The 23,008-nt window shown below is 53.9% G+C and carries 18 protein-coding genes; 7 read left to right on the top strand and 11 right to left on the bottom strand.

Annotated elements, in window-relative coordinates:
* Nucleotides 1-141 precede the first annotated feature (141 nt).
* Nucleotides 142-1,206 carry a DUF748 domain-containing protein gene (locus ACIGCM_RS11775; protein WP_397502241.1) on the bottom strand — a complete coding sequence of 355 codons (1,065 nt, stop codon included), beginning with the start codon at nt 1,204-1,206 and terminating at the stop codon, nt 142-144.
* 124 nt (nt 1,207-1,330) lie between these two features.
* Here ACIGCM_RS11775 and cysK point away from each other — a divergent pair, with 124 nt between their 5' ends.
* Nucleotides 1,331-2,305, top strand: coding sequence for a cysteine synthase A (gene cysK / locus ACIGCM_RS11770; protein ID WP_397502240.1), 975 nt, complete (start codon nt 1,331-1,333; stop codon nt 2,303-2,305).
* 62 nt (nt 2,306-2,367) lie between these two features.
* Here cysK and ACIGCM_RS11765 read toward each other — a convergent pair whose 3' ends face one another.
* From ACIGCM_RS11765 to ACIGCM_RS11740, 6 genes are all read right to left on the bottom strand, one after another.
* The gene (locus ACIGCM_RS11765; protein ID WP_397502239.1) at nt 2,368-3,915 is read right to left on the bottom strand and encodes an AbgT family transporter; all 1,548 of its coding nucleotides are present in this window, start codon (nt 3,913-3,915) and stop codon (nt 2,368-2,370) included.
* A gap of 21 nt (nt 3,916-3,936) precedes the next feature.
* Nucleotides 3,937-5,094, bottom strand: coding sequence for a M20 family metallopeptidase (locus tag ACIGCM_RS11760; protein ID WP_397502238.1), 1,158 nt, complete (start codon nt 5,092-5,094; stop codon nt 3,937-3,939).
* A gap of 465 nt (nt 5,095-5,559) precedes the next feature.
* On the bottom strand, nt 5,560-6,498 hold the full coding sequence (locus ACIGCM_RS11755) for a DMT family transporter (RefSeq protein WP_397502237.1): 939 nt from the start codon (nt 6,496-6,498) through the stop codon (nt 5,560-5,562).
* A gap of 280 nt (nt 6,499-6,778) precedes the next feature.
* Complete coding sequence (locus ACIGCM_RS11750; RefSeq protein WP_397502236.1) at nt 6,779-8,086, bottom strand: CitMHS family transporter; 1,308 nt, start codon at nt 8,084-8,086, stop codon at nt 6,779-6,781.
* Between the two features lie 56 nt (nt 8,087-8,142).
* Nucleotides 8,143-8,484: a hypothetical protein gene (locus ACIGCM_RS11745; RefSeq protein ID WP_397502235.1), complete on the bottom strand. Its 342-nt coding sequence runs from the start codon at nt 8,482-8,484 to the stop codon at nt 8,143-8,145.
* Nucleotides 8,484-9,836 (bottom strand): acyclic terpene utilization AtuA family protein, encoded by a 1,353-nt coding sequence (locus tag ACIGCM_RS11740; protein WP_397502234.1) that lies wholly within the window; start codon nt 9,834-9,836, stop codon nt 8,484-8,486. Before ACIGCM_RS11740 ends, ACIGCM_RS11745 begins: the two co-directional genes overlap by 1 nt.
* 104 nt (nt 9,837-9,940) lie before the next feature.
* On the opposite strand from ACIGCM_RS11740, the gene ACIGCM_RS11735 reads away from it, so the two are divergent.
* From ACIGCM_RS11735 to ACIGCM_RS11720, 4 genes are all read left to right on the top strand, one after another.
* Nucleotides 9,941-10,810: a LysR family transcriptional regulator gene (locus ACIGCM_RS11735; RefSeq protein ID WP_397502233.1), complete on the top strand. Its 870-nt coding sequence runs from the start codon at nt 9,941-9,943 to the stop codon at nt 10,808-10,810.
* A 131-nt stretch (nt 10,811-10,941) separates the two neighbouring features.
* On the top strand, nt 10,942-12,672 hold the full coding sequence (gene aceK, locus ACIGCM_RS11730) for a bifunctional isocitrate dehydrogenase kinase/phosphatase (RefSeq protein WP_397502232.1): 1,731 nt from the start codon (nt 10,942-10,944) through the stop codon (nt 12,670-12,672).
* Nucleotides 12,673-12,732: 60 nt separating this feature from the next.
* Nucleotides 12,733-14,757: a TonB-dependent receptor family protein gene (locus tag ACIGCM_RS11725; protein ID WP_397502231.1), complete on the top strand. Its 2,025-nt coding sequence runs from the start codon at nt 12,733-12,735 to the stop codon at nt 14,755-14,757.
* Nucleotides 14,758-14,866: 109 nt separating this feature from the next.
* Complete coding sequence (locus ACIGCM_RS11720; protein ID WP_010483193.1) at nt 14,867-15,001, top strand: PA1414 family protein; 135 nt, start codon at nt 14,867-14,869, stop codon at nt 14,999-15,001.
* Between the two features lie 260 nt (nt 15,002-15,261).
* On the opposite strand, the gene ACIGCM_RS11715 is transcribed toward ACIGCM_RS11720, so the two are convergent.
* Nucleotides 15,262-16,656 (bottom strand): sodium:solute symporter, encoded by a 1,395-nt coding sequence (locus ACIGCM_RS11715; protein ID WP_397502230.1) that lies wholly within the window; start codon nt 16,654-16,656, stop codon nt 15,262-15,264.
* 175 nt (nt 16,657-16,831) lie between these two features.
* Nucleotides 16,832-17,791 (bottom strand): agmatinase, encoded by a 960-nt coding sequence (gene speB, locus ACIGCM_RS11710; protein ID WP_397502229.1) that lies wholly within the window; start codon nt 17,789-17,791, stop codon nt 16,832-16,834.
* Nucleotides 17,792-17,957: 166 nt separating this feature from the next.
* On the opposite strand from speB, the gene ACIGCM_RS11705 reads away from it, so the two are divergent.
* Both ACIGCM_RS11705 and ACIGCM_RS11700 read left to right on the top strand, forming a co-directional pair.
* A complete protein-coding gene (locus ACIGCM_RS11705; RefSeq protein WP_397502228.1) occupies nt 17,958-18,869 on the top strand; it encodes a LysR family transcriptional regulator in 912 nt (303 codons plus the stop codon).
* Nucleotides 18,870-18,879: 10 nt separating this feature from the next.
* Nucleotides 18,880-19,479 (top strand): tRNA-uridine aminocarboxypropyltransferase, encoded by a 600-nt coding sequence (locus tag ACIGCM_RS11700; protein WP_397502227.1) that lies wholly within the window; start codon nt 18,880-18,882, stop codon nt 19,477-19,479.
* A gap of 3 nt (nt 19,480-19,482) precedes the next feature.
* Here ACIGCM_RS11700 and ACIGCM_RS11695 read toward each other — a convergent pair whose 3' ends face one another.
* Entirely contained in the window at nt 19,483-20,838 is a 1,356-nt protein-coding gene (locus tag ACIGCM_RS11695; protein ID WP_397502226.1) for an HlyD family type I secretion periplasmic adaptor subunit, read from the bottom strand.
* A gap of 9 nt (nt 20,839-20,847) precedes the next feature.
* Nucleotides 20,848-22,998 (bottom strand): type I secretion system permease/ATPase, encoded by a 2,151-nt coding sequence (locus ACIGCM_RS11690; protein WP_397502722.1) that lies wholly within the window; start codon nt 22,996-22,998, stop codon nt 20,848-20,850.
* Nucleotides 22,999-23,008 lie beyond the last annotated feature (10 nt).

The following is a 23,008-nucleotide window of genomic DNA, read 5'->3' as shown; positions in this document are numbered from 1 at the left end:
GTAAATCCTCACGCCAGAACGCCCGTGGCTCGACCACGGGTCAGCTAGATAAAAAAGTAACTATACCGTGCTGCCTGGGCGACTGTGAACGAAGACGCAGTATTCAGTCACTGAATGGCGGGTCGCCAGGTGACTGCGCAGTTATTCCTGTGGGGAGTCAAACCTATTGCTGAATGCTTTGACGAAGGCATTGCGCAAAATCTCGACAAAGGCTTGCCAAGGGCTGACGTCGGTGGCTTTCAAATCCCCGGAAATCTCGATGCGCGTGGCGAATTGGTCTTCGCTGTGGTTTTTTAACAGCCAGCCACCGCTGCCGACCAGTGCTTCCCAAATCCCGGTGAAAAAGTTTTTATCCTTGGCCTCGACATCTTGCTTCCAGTCGAAAATCTCCATGTCGCGCAGCAAAGGCTTGGCATAACCCTTAACTTTGCCTTTACGGGCATCCAGCTCCATGACGAAATCACCATGCCCTTTGACAAAGTCAAAGTCGGCGTAAGTGCGGGTGAAACTGTTGAGTTGTTTGAGCTCGATATCGGTGATGCGCAGCTTCATGTCGAAGTCGTCCAGTTTGCCCAGCGGGTTGAGCTTGGCACTGGTTTGCAGGGGCGCATTGCCAAATATTTTGGCTGTTGCATTGAAGCTGGCAGGCAGCAGTTCTTTACTTTCGTTGGTGTTACTCAGATTGAGCAGGGTGGCATTGAGCTGCGTGGCTTTTAAATCGACGGGTGGTTTTGAGTTGAAGTTACGAAATGCCAATGTGCCTTGATTCACGCGTACCTCATTGAGGGTGATCGGCAGCAGTGCTTTAAGTTGCTGACGCCAGTCAACGCCTTCACCGGTCTGCGAGTCTTCAGCATTGCCGCCATCGACAAAGGTCAGTTTTGGCTCCTCGAAGACCACACTGGCAACCACTGCGTGATCATTCCACAAGGCTTTCCAGCTGACCGACAGATCAATCGAGGGTGCCTCAAGCAGCGGCACGGGAACCTTGCCGTTTACCTTGCTGATGTTGAGCTGATTGATTCGATAGGCACCGCGCCAGAGCGCTAAGTCAACGTCGGTAATATGTCCGCGGTAATCACCCATGTCGGCCAGTTTGTCGTTTAGGTAGTCGCGCACAATCGAAGGCAACATGATGTGCAAGACCACCAAAGCGCAGGCCAGGGTGATGAGTGTCCACAGAGGTATAGCGAAACGTTTTCTCATAATTAAATCGACTCACTCAATAACAATTAGGTTCCAATCTTCTTAGTTAAGCAGTTGCTAGACACTGGACTGCAACCCGCTTGCGTCATAGGCTAATCAACTCACTTCGTTCAAGGATCCCGTCATGAGCCGCATCTTTGCAGACAACGCACAAGCCATCGGTAATACCCCGCTGGTGATGATCAATCGCTTGGGCCCGAAAGGTGTGACCATCCTTGCCAAAATCGAAGGTCGCAACCCTGCCTACTCCGTGAAATGCCGGATCGGCGCCAACATGGTGTGGGATGCGGAAGCGCGTGGCGTGCTCAAGCCGGGCATGACCATCGTTGAGCCGACGTCGGGTAACACCGGTATTGGCTTGGCGTTTGTGGCAGCTGCACGAGGCTATAAGCTGCTGTTGACCATGCCTGCATCGATGAGCCTTGAGCGCCGTAAAGTGCTCAAAGCCCTTGGTGCCGAGTTGGTTCTGACAGAGCCTGCCAAAGGCATGAAAGGCGCTATCGAAAAGGCCGCTGAGATTGCCCAGTCGGACAGCTCCAAATACTTTATGCCACAACAGTTCGAGAACCCGGCAAACCCGGAAATCCACGAGAAAACGACCGGTCCGGAAATCTGGAATGACACCGAGGGTGCGATTGATGTGCTGGTGTCGGGTGTGGGTACTGGCGGCACCATTACCGGTATTTCCCGCTACATAAAAAACACCCAAGGCAAGCCTATTGTGTCGGTTGCAGTTGAGCCGGTCAGCTCTCCGGTTATCAGTCAAACCATAGCGGGTGAAGAAGTCAAACCGAGCCCGCACAAGATTCAAGGTATTGGTGCTGGTTTTGTGCCGAAAAACCTTGATCTGACCTTGGTTGACCGGGTTGAGTTGGTGACCGATGAGGATTCAAAAGCTGTGGCATTGCGCTTAATGCGCGAAGAAGGGATTCTTTGTGGCATCTCCTGCGGTGCCGCCATGGCTGCCGCATTGAGACTCGCCAATGAGCCGAACATGCAAGGCAAAACCATCGTCGTCATCTTGCCAGACTCCGGTGAACGTTACTTGTCGAGCATGTTGTTCAGCGACATGTTCAGCGAGCAGGAAATGGTTCAGTAACCTGCTGCACCCTGCAGCCACCAATGTGCGCTGCAGGGTGCTATTTCTATGATGTGCTGAGGTTACATGTGCATATAAATGTCAGGGCCTACAGGCAAACCCAGCATGACCCACAGTACGATGAAAATCGTCCAGGTAACCAAGAAACCCAGTGCCAGCGGCAGCATGGTCGCCATCAAAGTGCCCAACTTTAGCTTGGGGTAGTACTGCTGCATAAACGCCAGGACTACCGCGAAGTAGGGCGACAGCGGCGAGATGATGTTGGTTGTACTGTCCCCCACTCGAAACATCGCCATGGTGAAGGCTGGTTCAATATTGAGTTGCATGAGCATTGGGATGAATATGGGCGCGAACAAAGCGAACTGTGCTGAGCCTGAAGTCATGAAAATATTCATCAGCGCAGTCAGCAAGATGAAGCCGACAATCAGGCTGTAGCCGGTCAAGCCCAGTGACGACAAAACTGTCGCGCCTTCAAAGGCCACCAGGCTGCCAATGCCGCTCCATTTGAACAGTGCAATAAACTGCGAAATCATAAAGAACAGCACCAGAATCGAGGCCAGGTTCTTGATGCATTCGGTCATGATGTCGGGAATGTCTTCGGCTTTTTTGATGGCCCCGGAGGCTTTGCCATAGATGTAGCCGATGCTGAGAAAATAGATAAACAGAAAGGGCACAAAGGACTTCATAAACGGTGAAGGAATGAGCCCGCCCTCGGGGTTTCTGAAGGGTGAGTCTGAGGGCAGCAAAATTGCCACAATGAGTCCGACGAACAGCAGAGTAAACAGCCCAACCTGTTTCAGTCCGCGCTTTTCGTCTGGGCTGATGGCCTTGTCCAAGGACGCTTGCGCATTAGGGTTGATGGTCAATACCGACTGCGGTAAAAGCCGGTTGAGTCGCGGCTCGACTACCTTATCGACAATCAAAGTGCCCACAATCGCCAGCATGACCACCGAACAGGCAGCAAAGTAGTAGTTGTCGACGGGTGACACGTACGCATTGGGCTCTATGATTCTGGCGGCTTCTGTTGCAATCCCTGAGAATATGGCATCACCAGCGGTGACGAAGAAACTGGCGTCATAACCGGCACCCACTGCTGCGTAAGCAGCGGCGGCACCGGCAATAGGGTGACGGCCAACTGATTGGAAAATCATTGCCACCAAAGGAATGAAAATCAAAAAGCTGGCATCTGAGGCAATCGAAGATGACACGCCAGTGACAAACACCAGAAAGGTCAGCAGGTGGCGGGGCGCTTTGGTAACGGTTTGCTTCATGACAATGGAGATAAGCCCGACATGATCGGCCACGCCGATGCCGAACATCACCACCAAAATCGTTCCCAGCACCGGGAAGTTAACGAAGTTGCTCACCAGGCTGGTGAATATATGAACAATCCCTTCTCCCGAGGCGAGACTTTTAACCAATACGGCCTCGCCGGTTTTCGGGTTGATGCTCTGCACGCCGAAATAATTCAATACGGCTGACACTATCAGGGTGATGATCGTTAAATAAAAGAACAGATAGAACGGGTGGGGAAGTTTGTTGCCTGCTTTCTCGATGGCCCCTAAAAAACCAGAAGGGGCCTCAGGCACAATTTCAGTGTGCGTGCTCATGCGTCTTTCCTTTTTATAGTTTTAAGACAGTAATGAAGCGGCCAGGCTCAGGTAACAGTCCTTCGCAAGCGGGATCAGGGCGTCGTTGAAGTCATAGTGGGGGTTATGCAAGTAAGCGGTGTTCAGGCCATTGCCGATGAAGAAGTAACAGCCGGGGATTTTCTGCAGGTAAAAACTGAAGTCTTCTGCGCCCAAGGTGGGCATGTAATCAATTTTCTCAATCAGTTGGTTGGGCATGTGCTGCTTGAAGGCGTTGAGTGCAGTATCCGTTGCCTGCGCGTCGTTAATAAGCGCCGGAATATCCAGCAGAAGATTAAATTCGTAGTCACAAGCGCCTGTGAGGCAGGCAGCTTTCAAGGCATCTTCTGCGGCTGCCACCAATAGGTCCCGGGTGGCCAATGAGTCAGAACGGATGCTCAAGGTCAGGCTGCAATCGTTGGGAATCACATTGATACCCTTGCGACTGCCGGCCTGGATGCTCGATACCGTGACAACGCCAGAGGCTAAAGGTGACAACTGCCTCGCAACCGCTGCTTGGACATTGTTGATAAACATCGCTGCTGCAGCGATGGGGTCACGGGCCAGGTGCGGCATGGCGGCATGTCCACCTTTACCTTTGATGATGATTTCAATTGAGGTGTCGCCACCCATGGCTGAACCGGGCTTGGCAAAAACATAGCCTTGTTCGAAACCCGGCCGGTTGTGGTAGCCAAAAATCATGTCGACGTGCGGGTTTTCCAGCACCCCATCGTCAATCATCGCTTTTGCCCCAGCACCACCTTCTTCAGCAGGCTGAAATATCAGTTTGATTTTGCCTTTGTAGTGCGCCTTGTTCTGCATCAGGGCTTCAGCCGCACATAACAAGGAGGCGGTATGACCATCATGGCCGCAGGCGTGCATCTTTCCATCAACAGTGGATTTATAGGGCAGCGCATTTAGCTCATGTATGGGCAATGCATCCATATCGCTGCGAAAGGCAATGCAAGGGCCGGGGCGGCCGGTGTCTAGCAGACCGATGACGCCTGTCTTACCGACGCCTTGGGTCACTTCATAGCCTAAGTCCCTAAGGGTTATTGCGACCAAGTGTGCCGTTTGGGTTTCTTCATATTTGAGTTCAGGGTGTTTATGAATTTCATGGCGAAGCGCAACATACTTGGTAATGTCAATTGTGTGGCTCATTGGACAGATGTCTCTCTGCATACGCACTCGATACCGTCTCCAATACGCCTTGTCAGCGCATGGAAGCGTTATCTATTAAGTGGCGTTTAAGGGGTGTTAATTGAGGTGCATGCCATTAGGCAGGCTGTGATCAATTAATTGGACATCGCTGATTGAGGCACACTGAACGACGCGTCAGGGAATAGAATATTTGCAGCCAGCATATTGGAATTGTTATGGGCATGGTGAACTCCACAAGGGTGCGAAAGTGCACCGCTACCTTAGGCAGGAGAGGTGATCATCATCAATAAAGTTGGCCGAATAACCATTACTCTGGGGTTAATAGTTGTTTCGCTTTAACTAACTTTGGATATGTTGACTGTTTGCCTTAATCAGCCGTTCTTGTGGGAGGGTGTTGATTTTATGTGTAGCCAAAACTAAAACGCGCCACCAACCGGTGACGCGTTATGGCTTAAGTCTGATTAACTACTGAACCGGTTTGTCGGTCACCAGTGGTGCTGCTGGCGGTGCAATGGGCGCTGCTGGTGCGCTGGGTCTTACCACCAGCCACAAGGCGAGGGCGATAATGGCCCCGCCATACACATAGGCCCAAGATAAGGGTTCATCAAGCAGCAGCCAGCCCCAGAGCACTCCGAATATGGGGATCAAAAAGGTCGTGGTGGATGCCTGAACTGGGCCAATATCGCTTATCAGGCGGAAATACAGCACGTAAGCAAACGCGGTGCAGATAAAACCGAGTCCTGCCAGCGACAGCCACTCACTGCTGCCACCCCATGAGACTGGCGGCTGTACAATCAGTGAAGCTATAAATAGCGGGGTCAGGAACAAGCTGGCACCCACCAAGCTGCTGAAGGCCGTTAGGCGATTGTCGAGTCCGCCCTGTTGGCCAATCCATTTGCGGGTCAAGAAACCCGCAAAGCCATAGCAGGTCGTTGCCACTAGACAGGCAGCGGCCCCCAGTAGCATTTGCAGGTCAACGCTGACTGGACCTGTCTGGGTAAAAAGCCACACACCAAATAAACCCAGGCCAACGCCAATTGCTTTGCTGGTGGTCAGTGCCTCTGTAAAAAACAGCATGCCGATGAGAACCCCCATCAGCGGCGTCATCGCATTAAATATGGATGAGTACCCGGCTGGGAGTACGAGGGCTGCTAAGCAATACATCGCTGAAGGCAGGCCAGCGTTGATGATCCCGAGCAGCAAGCATTGTTTGAGCTTGCCGCGAAAATCCCATTTGACGCGCATTATCAGCAGAATAACCAGCAAGCCCAAAGCACCTAGAGTGGCGCGAAAGAATGCGGTCGGCATGCTGCCGAGCACGGGTGCGACGATACGCATAAACATAAAGCTGGCACCCCAAATGGCGGCCAGCAACAACAGTCGGCTTAGGTCAATCAGGCGCACGGCAGAACTCCAGGGCAGGCAAGTTGCGTAGTGTTGCTATCTGCAGGTGCGATGGCAATCCGAAAGTTGCTTTTGAATGTTCTGAGTCACCTTTATGTACAGCGCACATAGGAAAAAACCGTCTAGACCTCAGCGAGCTCTAGACGGTTTTGATGTGCTGAGATCGCGGCGCATTAATGACGGTACTCAGCTTGGAGCACTGTTCAGAACGGGGCGGACACCGCCCGGACTTCCGCGTTTTCTGTTGCACTTTTATGAGCAGGCTTTACAACCGATCCTCTCAGATTTGTACAGCGCCCGTGACCAATGCAAAGGTCAGCATCACCAAACTCACACTCCAGGCCCAGAAGAAGGTGTAAGCGATGTGTTTGCGCAGCTCTACACCTGCCAATGCAAGGGCGAGGTAGACGCTCGGCACCACCGGGCTGATTGCAAAACCGGTGTTTTCGCCAATCAACATGGCCCGTGCGACTGATTCCAGTGGCACTCCTGCTGCTACGGCAACGTCGCGGATTACCGGTAGCAGGGCAAAGTAATAGGCGTCCGGTGAGAAAATCATGCCCAGCGGTACACCAAAGAGGCCAACCAGTACGTGCAGGTATTGCGCTGATCCCTGAGGCAGGATGTCGATGATTGAAAGCGCCATCGCATCGGACATTTTAGCCCCAGACAACACACCTAATAGCACGGCCGCCGCCATCATCACCAAGGACATTTGCAGGGCATCTGCCGCGTGCGCCTTGATCCGCTCGGTCTGCACATTGAGGTCGGGAAAATTCAAGGGCAAAGCGATTCCGAGCCCAACCATAAAACATGCGTACAAGGGGAATGTGCCGGTGAACAGGCAGGCCAGAATGGCGACGGTGAGCGCCACGTTGCACCAATAGCGCAGCGTGCGCGGCGACAAACCAAACTCACGCGTCTCAGGTTGTGCAATGGCGGGGTCGAAGGCAGACGCGGCGCCCAGGGAAACCGGCATATTGCGTTGCGCACGCAGGCCCAGCCATGTCGCTATCATCAGCATCATCGCCAGTCCTACCAGCTGGACCGGGAGCAAGCCAAGCCAGAGTTCTGTCGCATCCAGCCCCGTGGTCGCGGCTGCTCGAGCAGTGGTACCGCCCCAAGGCACCATATTGATGACCCCAGCGGTAGTGCCTATAAGCATCAATAACAGGTGAGGGCTCATATTCAAGCGCTTGTAGATCGGCAGCAATGCGGGAATGACTAAAAGGAAGGTCGCCGCGCCCACCCCATCAAGGTGAACAGATGCGGTGATCAATACCGTGACTAGCGCGATAGCCAGGGGTTTCCCGCCGGTGCGCCGAATCAGGAAGTTGACCAGTGGATCAAACAGTCCACGGTCGCGCATGATGCCAAAATACAGAATGGCGAACAGAAATAGCGCGGCAGTGGGCGCAACGGTTATTAGGCCACTTTTGATAAAGCCGCCGACTTCGCCTGGTGTGAAACCGGCGAGCAGGCAGATCGCGACAGGGATAGTGGTGAATGCCACTACCGGACTCATTTTGCGCAACAAGATTAGCGAGATGATGCCAAGCATCATCAAAAAGCCCATGGCTGTGATCATTTTGTACCTCAATCATTATTTTTATTGTTTAACGCGTCGCCGGTATGGAAGCGACTTTATGCTGTTGCCGATGCCTGATTAGGTGCCGGCAACTGCATGGCTAAAAGCAGATAGCTCAAACTCTTACCGTGGCGATCAAGTCCTGGACTGCTGGTAACTCCGCCTTCCAGGGCATCTTCCAAGACGAAGTTCAGGGCTTGTAGCGAGTCAATTTCATAGCGTTTGATAGCCGTTGGCCGTCGGCCGGAAAACTGCTCGGCAACCCGTTCTGTTGTCAGTTCACGCTTGAGCCATTGATAGTGCTCAGGGTTCAACACAAATACGGCTACGCACAGAATGTTGCCCTTGTCGCCGGCGCGGGCGTGGGCGTAATCGGCAAGGGTAATTGTTGTATTCATCAGTACCACTCCAAGCGGGTTTCAACGGCGCTGCGTGGGATGAGGAAGTCACGGGTGGTCAAGGACTCACTGAGATGCCTCCGGACGCCACCGCCGCCAGCAGGGCCGTTGGTGTAAAGCGACTCAACCTCAGCTTGGAGTTGTTCTATTAACTGACGGTTTTGATCAACGATACCGACGCGGACCTGAACATCTTCTACCACTGGCGACTGGGCAAGACGCTGGTTCAGGTACTTGCCTTGAGAGTCATTGAACAGGCTGGCGACGCCAATCAGATCAATCCATGGTTTGAGTTGCGGGCCAAGCAGCTCGAAGCGCTGAAGCAATATGTCGCGCGCCAGGTTCGCTCGGGCAACAGCGCCGGGGCCTGCGTAGCTAATAGAGGCTTCACCGAACCAAAGCCCGCGCACGCCCGCTAAGCCCTTGAGGGTGTCTGGACGTGGATGGCCTTGAATGCCGGCAACCTTGACCCGGTTTTCACCGACCTGCTCAACGCTCACCTGGCCGAGGTCGAGTATGACGTCTGGCGTCAGGTAGCGCCGTGGATCGTGGATCTCGTAAAGCAGTTGTTCTTTGACCGTGCGCTCGTTGACATAACCACTGCTGCCTTCGACCTTGGTCACGACGAGGTCGCCATCAGCGCTGATTTCAATGATCGGGCAATCAAGATTGGCCGGGTTAGGCACATCTTTTATCCCCGGGTGCGCAAAGTAGCCACCCGTTACCTGAGTGCAGCATTCCAGTAAATGACCAGCAGTTGAGGCGATCGCCATTTTTTGCCAGTCATCAAATGCCCAGCCAAGCCCGTGACGGACGGGGCCTACAGCCAAGGACGGATCGGCAACTCTGCCGCACAATACGATGTTGGCACCTTGCTCTAAGGCTTGGGTAATGCCGTCAGCACCGCTATAGATATTGACCGAAATCAACTCGCCGGGCAGGTCTTCTGCCGCTAGCCATTGCTGTAAGTTCTGCTCGCCAAGTTCGAGCAGATCGTCACCTAGCACGCAGGCAATTTTCAGCCCTGTATGACGCCCCGCTAAGGAGGTGCGTAGCTTGAGCGCTGCAGCCCTTGGATTGGCCGCGCCACCATTGGTGATGATGGGAATGCCCGACTCAATGCAGGTGTCGAGAATAGGGTCGAGGAAGTCAAACAGGCGGGTGGCGTAACCACTGCTTGGGTCGAGCTGTTTACGCAACTGTGCTTCCGCTAGGGTGCGCTCAGCAAGGAGCTCAAGCATCAAATAGCGTTTCCCTGAGCGTTTGGCCAAGCTTCGGGCCAAGCGCAAGGTTGCGTCTGGGCGATCACTGGCAAAACCTGCTCCGCAACCGATATGAATTATATTTGTCATGGCTTAGCGCTCGGTATTCGTGGCCGAGCCATAGTGGCGTTAATTGATATTTCTGTGAATTTTAATTATAAGAACAACTATTCAATAAATTCTAATGATCAGGCATGGACATCAATTTCCGCCAGTTACGGGCCTTCACCCTGATTGCGCAAACCCTGAGTTTTACCCGTACCTCAGAGTTATTACATCTTTCGCCACCCGCGCTGAGTTACAGCATTCGCAAGCTTGAGGAGTCCCTTGGACTAAAACTGCTCGCACGTAACACCCGTAGCGTTGAATTGACCCCGGCGGGTGAGCATTTTTTGCCGCAGGCCCAGCAGTTGCTACGCCTTATGGGTGATGCGGTCAGTGATGCGCAAGACTTGTTGAACCTGGACAGCGGCACCTTGCGGCTTGCTGCATTGCCGACTGCTGCCGCATCATTTCTGCCCAGGGCTATAGCCAGCTTTAGCCGTGATCATCCCGGGGTGCAGGTGTCTTTGCTGGATGGCCGGGCAGGGGAGGTCAGGGACTGGGTCCTGACTGGTGAGGTCGATGTGGGGGTCACCTCTTTGCCTGAGGATATGTTGGGGCTTGAGTTCAAGCATTTGGTCAATGATGACTTGGTATTGCTGGTGCGCGACGATGGAGAAAGCTGGAAAACCAAGCCTTACATTGCTTTAACGACTGACACCAGTATTCGTCCGTTGGCGGATATGACATTGCATCACTTGGGTGTAAGCGCCCACCCATCCTGGCAAGTCTCACACATGAGCACTGCTGCTGCCATGGTTCGTGAGGGGTTAGGGTTTTCGCTACTGCCAGCGAGTTGCGCATTGTTTTTGCATTTGGGTGAAGGGTTACTGGTGTTACCTGTGGAGCAACCAGGGCAAAGAGCCTTGGGGCTGCTGCAGCGCAAACCTGTACGGCAAAGCCCTGCCATGCAGATGTTCCTACACTACCTGGATAACGGCTTGAACCAAACGCCAACCTAAATGCTGGCGGTGCTGTATCGCGAGTTGTAGAGCAATTTTTCAACATGCCAAATGCGGCTGTTCTGCTTTCGCTAACGCGGGCATCTGGCTAAGCTCGGCGACAAAGGAATTGTTACCGCAGAGGCTTGCCCATGATGCAGCAAACGCCAGTGGCAGATATCGCTCGCTTGATCCTTGATGGCTTTGACGATTATCGCGAGCATTTTCGTCAGATCACCGACGGTGCCCGCGCACGCTTTGAGCAAGCGCAATGGCAGGCAGGTCAGCATGCGTCCGCGGCGCGCATCAACCTCTACGAAGAAAAGGTCCAAGAGTTCAACCAACGCCTGCGCCAGACCTTTGGCGATGAGTTGTTTGATGTCGATCGCTGGCCGCATGTCAAATCGGCCTACATCGAATTAATTGACACGCGATTCGACGATGAGCTCTCGGAAACCTGGTTTAACTCGATTTTTTGCAGTTTGTTCAGCCATGATCAGATCAGCGATGACTGCATGTTCATCCATACCACGCGGCCTTCCATACAGAGCCGCCAGCGAGCGGCGCAAACGCGGCGCTACACCTTGGGCAGCGATTATTCCCAGGCTAATGGCTTGGGCTCACTACTTGAAGCAATCTTCACTGATTACAATTTCAGTGCACCCTTTGAGGACTTGCCCCGTGATCTTGCGCGTCTTGAGACGCAACTGCGCGAGAGCTTGCCTGACTGGGTGTGCAAAGACCCGGATCTGACCATTGAGTTGTTTTACTCGGTGCTCTATCGCAACAAAGGTGCCTATCTGGTCGGGCGCGTGTTCAATCAAGATGAGCAGTGGCCGCTGGTGTTTGCGCTGCTTCACCGTGAAGGGTTGGGCATTCAGGCTGATGCGCTGATTACCGATGAGGCGCAGGTATCGATTATCTTCTCTTTCACCCGCTCATATTTCATGGTTGATGTGGATATTCCCGCTGAATTTGTTGGCTTTCTCAAGCGTATTTTGCCGGGTAAACACATCGCCGAACTGTACAGTTCAATCGGTTTCTACAAGCATGGCAAGTCGGAATTCTACCGGTCGCTAATTAACCATCTGGCGAACACTGATGATCAGTTCATCATGGCGCCAGGGGTGCGTGGCATGGTCATGAGTGTGTTTACATTGCCGGGTTTCAATACAGTTTTTAAGATTATCAAGGATCGCTTTTCGCCAACCAAAACGGTGGTGCGTAGCACGGTGATCGAGAAGTACCGTTTGGTTAAAAGTGTTGATCGGGTAGGGCGTATGGCTGACACCCAGGAGTTCGCCGACTTTCGCTTCCCAAAATCCAAATTTACCCCAGCGTGTCTGGCTGAGTTGCTTGAGGTCGCACCATCCACTGTTGAGGTAGAGGGCGATACAGTGCTGGTGCGTCACTGCTGGACCGAGCGGCGTATGACACCGCTCAATTTGTATGTTGAAAGTGCCAGCGAAGCGCAAGTGCGTGAAGCACTTGAGGACTATGGCTTGGCGATCAAACAGTTGGCGGCGGCGAACATATTTCCAGGGGATATGTTGCTGAAGAATTTTGGTGTGACTCGCCATGGCCGAATCGTGTTCTATGACTATGACGAAATCTGTTTTTTGACTGAGGTTAACTTCAGGCGCATACCGCCGCCGCGCTATCCAGAAGATGAAATGGCGTCGGAGCCTTGGTATTCAGTTGCACCCAATGACGTATTTCCGGAAGAGTTTCCTCCGTTTTTATTTGCCGATATCAAGCAGCGGCGGCTATTCAGCCAGCTACATGGTGAGCTTTACGATGCCGATTACTGGAAGAGCCTGCAGGCGGCGATTGTTGAGGGTAAAGTCATCGATGTGTTCCCATATCGGCGCAAATCTGAATAACCCAGTTGTTCTGTCTCACTGGGTTTTCTCAAGTACTTAGGGATTGTTTTGAAATTAACCATGATAACGGCGACCGGCGTGTTGCTCGGAACCAGTGCCGGCTTCTTGAATGCAGCTCAGACCCGTCAAGCTGATGCCCTTGAAATGTCTCCGTTAGTAATTGTTTCACCGCGCACCAGTACCCGCTGGCTAAGCACGCCTGCTGCGGTGAGCGTGGTTGAAAGCAGTAAGTCGAGCGCTGAGAAAAACCTTACGCTGCAGGGTTTGTTAGCCTCGGTGCCTGGTGTGTTTAGTCAGAACCAATACAACCTGGCGCAAGGGTTGCGGCCGTCTATTCGCGGGTATGGCTCCCGTGGCAACTTTGGCGTGCGTGGGGTGCGAGTCTTGGTAGACGGTGTGCCGCTCACCATGCCAGACGGTCAAACTGAGCTTGATGGCTTGGACCTTGGCTTGGTTGAGCGCATGGAAGTGCTGCGTGGACCCTCTTCGGTGCTCTACGGCAACGCGGCCGGTGGCGTGCTCAATATCGAAACCCGGCAACCCCCTGCCACGCCTTACAGCTTCTTTGACCTCAGTGTTGGTGAGCTGGGTTACCAGCGCGCCCGGGTCGAGACCGGCGGCACTGTGGGCGATATTGGTGGATTGCTGGCATTTAACAGCACTCAGTCAGATGGCTATCGGGATCATGCCAAAGCTGAAACCAATAGTTTGACCGGCAAGCTCAATTGGTACAGCGACTACGGCCGTCTGGGCATCAACTTCAATGCCATCGATAATCGCGCTGAAGATCCTGGTGGGCTCAATGCCAGTGAGGTCGCGGACGACCGCGGCCAAGCCGCACCCAATAATCTGCGCTATGACGCCGATGAATGGATTCGCCAGCAGCGTCTCAGTGCTATTTGGGATGGGTATGGCGCAGGGGATGACGAATATCAGCTGCGTACCTATGTTGGGCAGCGTCAATTTGGCAATAGTTTGTCGTTTACAAATGGCGGGCAAACCACTTTTGATCGCCTGTTTGCAGGCGTTGGCAGCCAATATAGTCACCGTGAAGAGCTGCTTGGCATGGCGCATAAATTCACAGGCGGTTTTGACCTCGAACTCCAACGCGATGACCGCAGGCGCTATGACAATCTCCTCGGTGAACGCGGTGATGAAACCTTAAAACAGGATGAAAATGCGGATAGCAGCGGTATTTTTCTCGAAGATCAGATCGATCTGACCGATGATTGGCAGGCGACCCTGGGGGTGCGTTACGACCGTGTTCGTTTGTCGGTTGATGACCGTTTTCTCAGTGATGGCGATGACTCTGGCTCACGTAACCTGGAAGACTGGAATTACAGCGCAGGCCTGAGCTATCGGCTGGATCCGCACCAGTCGGTTTACGCCAAGGTTGGCACCTCATTTGAAACCCCGACCATCAGTGAATTGGCCAACCCTAACGGTGGTGGTTTTAACGCCTCGCTTGATCCCGCGCGTACGCTCAATCGCGAAATTGGCCTGAAAGGTGAGTGGTCAAGCCTGCGTTATGATGTGGCGTTGTTCAGCATGAAGCTGGATGACGAGCTGGTTGGTTACAGCTTGCCGGGCGAGTCGGGCCGCAACTATTACCGCAATGCCGGTACATCAAGTCGAGACGGTCTGGAAATGAGCCTTAGCTGGCAGGTGGCCGAGGCTTGGCGTCTGACAGGTGCCTACGCCTACAGCCGTTTCAAGTTCGATGATTATCAAGTTGACGACAATGATTACCACGGCAACTCGCTGGCTGGTATTCCCCGGCAGACCCTGTTCACTGAAGTTGCCTATGAGCACAACGACAACTACGCCCGCTTGAATTTGAGTGCTTACGACGCCATGTATGCCAATGATGCAAACAATGTTGAGGTCAGCGGCTATGCGTTGACTAACTTGCGCATCGGTAAGCGGATAAAAGCTGGTGGGCAAACGTGGGAGCCTTATCTGGGCGTCGACAATCTGTTTGATCGCGAGTATTACGACAATGTGCGGATCAACGATGCCAACGGCCGCTATTTTGAACCGGGGCCAGGGCGTACGGTCTATACAGGTCTGCGTGTAACATTTTGAGTAAAGTTACTGATGCATATCAAACTGACGCAGAGTCATTCAAGGTAATCTATGCTTATGCAAGACGTGTGATGCGTCTTTTCCGTAAGCCTTGGCAGGAGGAAGTTAAATGATCGCCAAGATGCAGAATGCTTTTCACGATCTTCTGGTGGCCTTGGGGTTGCTTGACCGACCTAAGCTGCAACCCATTCCAGTGCGCAATGACGACCCTCGTCGGCCTCGGGAACCACGCCGCCAACGCTGAGCCTGGCTCAGTCGTTATGCCGTTAAAGATTGATCAGTGGCCTTGCTGGCACTGATCAACTGCCCGCGCACCTGAACATTTGAAATTGATCGCCTTAGTCGGGATGCCGCTTGTGCATCCCGACTGCGTGCCTGCGCTATGCGATAGTCCGCGTAGTAACAATCTTCAATGGCGTATGAGGTCATCGCTCGATAGCCTGCTGTCGTCACTGCTACTGTGCGCCGCATAAGCGCTGAAACCTGGGCGCAAAGCTTGTAGGCTTAGTCATTGGTGGCCAGGCGAGGTTGTGTGCTTGCTATCGGCGAAAGCAGGCTGACAGCTATAAAACTGACGGCGCCTACAGCCAGGCTGTAGTAGATCGGTGTATTGGCTGCTAGCCCATCGGTGAACATGAACACTGCTGCCGTGAGGCTGCCTAGCGCCATACTGGTAATGGCCCCAGCAGTGGTCGCGCGCTTCCAGTAGATCGCACCGAGCAGCGGGATCAGCATCCCGCCAACAAGCAGGTTGTAAGCCATTGTTAGGGCGCTGATCACATCGCTGACAACCAAGGCAATCGCCAAGACCAAAGCGCCCAGCACTAAGGTGAACACACGGTTTATATGTGCGCTTTCACTGGTGTGAGTGCGCTTGCTCAGCAGGGGCCAAAGGTCTTGTGCAGCAGTGGTTGAGGCCGCCAAAAGTCCAGCGCTGGCAGTTGACATCAATGCAGCCAGCGCCGCAGCAATTACCAAACCGCGTATGCCATCTGGCAGGCTGGCTTGCACAATGCTCGCGAACGCGTCATTGGCGTTAGCCAAGTCGGGCAATACCACTTTAGCGGCCATGCCGATAACGGCTGCTGCCAAGCCGTAGAGAATGCAGTACATACCGGCTGCAGTGCCGGAGACTTTTGCCACTTTCTCACTGCGTGCGGTAAAAACGCGCTGCCAAATATCCTGGCCGATAAAGATGCCGAAGAAGTAGATCAGGAAGTAGGTGATGATGGTGTCCCAGCCAATCGCGGTGAGCGAGAAGTAGCTGGCCGGGAGTTTCTCAACCAGTGCATTCCAGCCGCCAGCGTCACTGATCGACATCGGCATGAGGATAAACACCAAGCCGATGGTCATGATCAAAAACTGCACGATGTCCGTCAGGCTCAGCGACCACATACCGCCAATGGTCGAGTAGGCGACCACAATACCGCCACCGATCAGTACGGTCATCCAGAAGGGCAGGCCAAACAATACTTCCATCACTGTGCCGATGGCGATGGTTGAAATGGCGCCGATCATTACCGCGTAGATCAACATAATGGCAGCACTTGCGTGCCTGGCTGTCGGGCTGTAGCGACGCTCAAGGACTTGGGTGACGGTATAGATTTTCAGCTTTAACAGTGGCTTGGCCAGCAGCAGGCTGATGCCGATGATACCCAGCCCCAAGGATGCGCAAAGCCAAAAGCCGGAAAGACCATACACATAACCAAGGCGCACTGTACCGATGGTTGATGCGCCGCCGAGTACGGTTGCAGCCATTGTCCCGAGGTAGAACATTGGCCCTAGATTACGCCCTGCGACTAGGTAATCTTCACGGCTTTTGCTGCGACGCATGCCGTAGAAACCCAGGCCCAACATGGCAGCAACGTAAATAAGAATTACAAAAAGATCTAGAGTCATTTGCTGTGTCTCTTTAATTGTTTTTATATTTGGCACCTGTTTCGGTGCAAATCTGTAGCTCGGGTTTTGCAGGCTGTTGTGAGCATGATGTACAGCTGTCAGCGCAATCTCACGCTGGGTTGGCGCAGCCATTCGGCAGGCTGCGCCACATCCTTCATCTTTCAGGCAGCCGTTTTTAGCGGCGCTCTACACCTGGTAGCACGCAGAGCATTTCATAGAGGAGGTTGGCACCGAGCAACGAGGTGTTGCCGGTGGTGTCATACGGCGGGGACACCTCAACCAAGTCGCCTCCAATCAGGTCGAGGCCTTGGCAGCCGCGGATGATTTCAATCGCCTGGATGGTGGTCAGGCCGCCTATTTCAGGGGTTCCAGTACCCGGTGCCCATGCCGGGTCGATACCGTCGATATCAAATGACAGATACACAGGGCCGCCACCGACCTTTTCACGAACCTCAGCCATCAGCGGTTCAAGTGACTTGTGCCAGCACTCTTCAGCCTGTACCACACGGAAGCCTTGTTTGCGGCTCCAGTTGAAGTCTTCGGCGGTGTAACCCTGAGCACGCAGACCAATCTGAACCACGCGGTCGCAATCGAGCAGGCCTTCCTCAACCGCGCGGCGGAAGGTGGTGCCGTGGGCAATTTTCTCGCCAAACATATGATCATTGACGTCAGCATGGGCGTCGATGTGAACCAAACCAACTTTGCCGAATTTCTTCTTGATTGCGCGCAGAATTGGCAGGGTGATGGTGTGGTCACCCCCGAGGGTAAGCGGAAGAATGCCATCCTCCATAATCTGCTCGTAAGCCTCTTCAATAATGCGCACTGCCTCGGCCATATTGAACGTATTGATCGGCACATCACCGATATCGGCAATGTTCAGCGAGTCGAATGGAGCCGCACCGGTGGCCATGTTGTAGGGGCGGATCATCACCGATTGAGCGCGGATCTCACGGGGACCGAAGCGGGTGCCAGAACGCAGTGAGGTGCCAATATCCAACGGAATACCAACAAAGCCAACGTCCAGCTTTTTGCGTTCTTCAGGGGTTTGGATGTGCGGTAGGCGCATCATGGTGGCTATGCCGCCGAAGCGTGGCATTTCGTTACCGCCCAGGGGCTGGTGCAAAATCTTGTCCATGGGATGGCCTCACGGTTGTTATGGTTGTAATGATGTTGAGCCGATTCTTGGCCATTGCCGCGCTGTGACAAATCGCTGAGAGCAAAAAGTTAGTTCAGAAATTTCTAAACTAATGGTGAAGGGCTTAGACTGGCCAGATTGCTGAGATTACTGCTGTGGAGCTTTTATGAGCCAGGCTTTACCCGACCTGAAGTTACTTAAGATTTTTGCCAGCGTGGTGCGCCATCAAGGCTTTGCTGCTGCTCAGCAAGAGCTCAATTTATCGACTTCAGCGATCAGCACCTACATGAGTCAGCTTGAGGGATCACTGGGCTTGAGTCTCTGTCATCGAGGCCGAGGTGGTTTTAGCCTGACCAGCAAAGGCGAATTGTTTCATCAGGAAACCTTGCGCCTGCTCGGTGAGCTTGAGGGCTTCGAACGCTACTCAGCCGCGCTCAAAGGCGAGTTGCGGGGCACTCTGAATTTAGGTGTTCTTGACTCGACGGTGAGCGATACGGCTTTACCATTAGCTGAAGTAATTGGTGCTTACAGCCACGAACACCCGGCTGTGCACCTGCATTTGTCTGTAATGAGCCCCTATGAGTTGCAGCTAGCGGTGTTGGATAACCGATTGGACATTGCCATCGGTGCCTTCTCAACACGCATGAATGGTCTGTTCTATCAGCCGCTTTACCGTGAGCAACACTGGTTGTATTGCAGTGAGCGTCATTCGCTGTTTGAGCAGCGGCGCATTCCTGCCGAGGTGATTACTCAGCAGCGCATGGTGGGGCGTGGTTACTGGAGCCAGGCTGAGTTGGCGCGTCACGGTTTCAAGCACAGCGCCGCAACTGTAGAGTCGATGGAAGCACAGCTGATTTTGGTATTGTCAGGTGCCTACATTGGTTATTTGCCTGAGCACTATGCTCAGCACTGGGTTGAGTTGCAGCAGTTGCGTGTATTGCTGCCGGCGACCTTTGGCTATCAAGCCCCGTTTTCCTTGATTTTACGTCGCGGACGCTCCCGTGAACCTTTGATTCAGACCTTTCGCGACCTTCTCAAGACCCAGTTGAACGCGGTTGATAAGCACGCCAACAGTTAAGGAATTGCACATGCCTCGCCCTCGCTGTGAACACTGCGCACGCCCACTTGAGCTGTGCCTGTGTAAGTTGATACCGCGCTTAAACAGCCAAACCCAGGTATTGATTTTGCAGCACCCAAGCGAGGTTAAGCACGCGCTGAATACCGCGCGCTTACTGGCGTTGGGGTTACAAAGTGCCGAGTTGTGGGTCGGTGAGGAGTTTGAGCAGTTGGCTGAATATTTGGCGCAACCGGGTTGCCGCAATTATTTGTTGTTTCCGGGGGACGAGGTGCAGTCGCTGGTTGACGTACGCAACGACTCAAGTGGGATGCCGATTCGTCTGGTGGTGCCCGATGGAACATGGCGCAAAGCGCGCAAGTTGCTCTACCTCAATCCCGTGCTCGAAAGCCTTCCGCGAGTCACTTTGCCTGCGGGGCAGCAGTCGCGCTATCGCTTGCGCAAAGCGCCGATGGAAGGCTCATTGTCGACCATCGAAGCGGTAACAGCGGCGTTGGAACTGCTTGAGCCGGAGCGTTCATTTGCCGCGCTGTTGCAACCGTTCGAGGCCTTGATAGAAGGGCAGATCAGCGCCATGGGCGCGCAAACCTTTGCCCGTAATCATCTCAAGTAAGGCTCAGCGTTCGCGCAGCGCTTCGGTACGCGCTTTTAATACAGGCTTGAGCAGGTAATCGAGCACGCTCTTCTGGCCGGTGATGATATCGACTGTAGCGATCATGCCGGGGATGATCATCAGCGGGTGCTTATCGCTGCCTAAATGGCTTTTATCGGTGCGTAATTGGATCAGATAGAAGCTATTGCCTTCATCATCGGTGATGGTATCGGCGCTAATCAGTTCCAGATTCGCCTTCAGGCCACCGTAAATGGTGTAGTCATAGGCGCTGAATTTGACCATGGCTTTTTGTCCGGGATGGAGAAAGGCAACATCCTGCGGGCGCACCTTGGCCTCAATCAGTAAGTTGTCTTCCAGGGGCACAATCTCAAGCATGTCGCTGCCGGGCTGGACCACACCGCCAATGGTGTTGACCTTGAGTTGCTTGATGATGCCGTTGACCGGCGAAATGACCGTGGTTCTGCTGACGCGATCGTCAATCGCCGAGCCGCTGGCATTGATTTTCTTCAGGTCAGTGCGGGCATCGTTCAGTTCTTTGAAAGCGTCAGAGCGAAAGCTCAACTCGGATTCTTCGACCTTGCTTTTTATCTCGCTGATGGCCGACTCCGCTCGGGGAATGGCCAGGTTTGTCGCATCAAGCGAGCCACGGACTTCAACCGCACTACGGCGTAAACGCAGAATTTCGACCGGCGAAATCGCCCCCGCTTTGACCAGGGGTTCTGACATATTCAACTCCTGCTGTATCAAACCGAGGCTGGAGCGATACTGCTGCGCCTTGGAGCGAAACTCGGCGAGCTCCTGGGTCTTTTGCCGCAACTGTTCGCCAAGGGTACGTTGTTCACTTTGCAGACGTTGCTGGCGTGAGTTGTAGAGCCCTGTTTCGTCGTCTGCCAGTTGTGGGGCATTGCGGGTTATTTCTTCGGGCATCGCCATTGGCCGGCCTTCTGCCTCGGCGCTCAAGCGTTCGACGCGGGCGATCAGGGCGAGCCGGTCGGCATCACTTTCACCCTTGTTCGACAGAAAGCGTGTGTCATCAAGGCGCAGCAGGACATCGTTTTTGTTAACGACCTGCCCATCACGGACGAAAATTTCGCTGACAATGCCGCCTTCAAGGTTCTGTATTACCTGAATTTTGCTTGAAGGAATGGCTTTTCCCTGACCGGTGGTGACCTCGTCCAATACCGCAAAGTTAGCCCAAATCAGTGCAGCGGCAATGCAGGCGGTGACTGCCCAAATGGTGATGCGAGCAAACCATGGCGTGTCCTCAAGCACCGCGCCGTCAATCTCCGGCATAAACTCGGTGTCTTGCTTGCGTCCTTTGCTGGCGGTGAAGTAGTTGCTGAGAATCTGCTGGCTCATAACGACTCCTTAAACCGCGGCCGAGCCGACACGGCCTTTGCGCAGTGCTTCGATGACCGATTCTTTTGGGCCGTCGGCGACAATACGGCCGTTATCCAGAACGATGAGTCGGTCAACCAAACTGAGCATGGATGCGCGGTGCGTGATCAGCAGCAGGGTTTTGCCCTGTGTCCAGCTATGCAAGCGATTGCGCAGCGTCTCTTCGCTGGCGTTATCCATGGCGCTGGTGGGTTCATCGAGCAGCATGATTGGCGGATCCAGCAACATGGCGCGGGCCATTAATACCGCTTGGCGCTGGCCCCCAGAGAGCAATTGGCCGCGCTCACCCACTGGCCGATCAAACCCTTGTGGATGCTGCTTGGCCAATTCGTTGACCCCGGTTAACTCGGCGACTTCAAGCATGCGTTCATCACTGACATAGCGCGCACCCAGTGTCAGGTTATCGCGCAGGCTGCCTGATAACAGCGGCAAGTCATGGGAGACAAATCCTATCTGGTGACGCAAATCAGCCACATCCAGCTGGCGCAGGTCCAGATTGTCGAGCAGTACCTGGCCTTCAGATGGCATGTAAAACGCCATGATCAACTTGGCAAGGGTACTTTTTCCCGAGCCACTGCGACCAATAATGCCAACCCGTTCACCGACGGCTAAACGCAGGCTGACGTCATTCAAGGCGGGGCTGGACTGGTTGGGGTAGCTGAAAGTGACCTGACGGATCTGCAGTTCCCCGGACAGGTGAGTGCGTTCCAGGGGCCGTTGTTTGGCTTGGCGCTCTTGCGGCATTGCCATAAGCGCATCGGTGCTGGTCATGGTCAGGCGCGCTTGTTGGTAACGGGTAATCAAACCGGCAATTTGCCCAAGTGGAGCCAGTACCCGGCTACCAAGCATGTAGCAGGCAACCAATGCGCCAACACTAAGATTGCCTGCGATGATGCTGTAAACCCCGGCAACAATGGTTGCCATACCGGCGAACTGCTGCAAGAACAACGTGCCGTTTGTTGCCAGCGATGCGAGGAAGCGCGCATGCGTATCGAGACGGGTGAGGGCACCGTGGGTCTTCTCCCATTGATGCTGGCGTTCACTTTCAGCGCCACATGCCTTGAGGGTTTCCAGGCCGCCAAGGGTTTCGATCAACAACGCCTGCCGCTGAGAAGCCAGAACCAGGCTTTTCTCCACCGTGTCGCGCAGTTGCACCTGAATGATCAAGGCAAATAGGGCGGTGATTGGAAATGCCAGAATGGGGATTGCCACCAACCAGCCGCCAAGGAGGCCGATGACGGTGATCATCAGCAAGGCAAAGGGTAGGTCAATCAAGCTGGTCAAGGTGACCGCAGTCAAAAACTCTCGCAGACCCTGAAAGTCATGAATACTTTGGGCAAAACCGCCAATGCTGGTGGGGCGTGAAGTCATCGACATGCCGGTGATGCGTTCGAACAAGGTTGCCGAAAGCACCACATCGGTTTTCTTCCCGGCAGTGTCGAGCAGGTGGGCGCGAAGTACCCGCAGCAATAGTTCGAAGCTGGTGCCGATAAATAAACCAATGGCTAATACCCACAAGGTCGCAGTGGCTTGATTGGGCACAACCCGATCATAGGTCTGCATCACAAACAACGGGACCAGTAGACCTAGTAAGTTGATCAGCAAGCTGGCTAAAACGGCGTCGGCATACAGCCAGCGTGAGAGTTTTAAGGTGTCGCGAAACCAGGCTTCGATTCGCGGTACCAGCGGCTGCCGGGCTTCCTCCAACTCATGTCGTGGTCGCGCAAATAGCGACTGACCGCTGTAGGCATCCGCAAGCTCTGCGCGGCTAACCGATTGCTCGCCGCCGTCCGCTTCGCAGGGCAATATCAGCGCGGTATCAGGATCAAGCCACTTTTGCAGCACAGCGCTACGGCCATCTTTTAGCAGCAGCAGCACCGGTAGATTGAGTGGCGATATCGCGTTTAGTGGGCGACGCAGCAAGCGGCCTTGTAATCCCGCTCTTGCAGCAGAGCGGGTCAGCAACTCAGGCGTCAGGCATTGCTTGGGCATGGGTAAGCCCGCGCTCAAACTGCCGCGGCTGACAGTGCAGCCGTGGAGTTTGCACAAAATCATCAGGCCATCCAGTAACGGATCGTCGTGACTTAGGCGCGGGTCGCCGTGACTGGTTGGTAGCTCCATGGTCGTCAAC

Source organism: Pseudomonas sp. NPDC078700 (genome assembly GCF_044542375.1).
Classification (GTDB): domain Bacteria; phylum Pseudomonadota; class Gammaproteobacteria; order Pseudomonadales; family Pseudomonadaceae; genus Aquipseudomonas.
The sequence above is the reverse complement of the archived record's forward strand: the minus strand, read 5'-3'. Positions and strand labels throughout refer to the sequence as shown.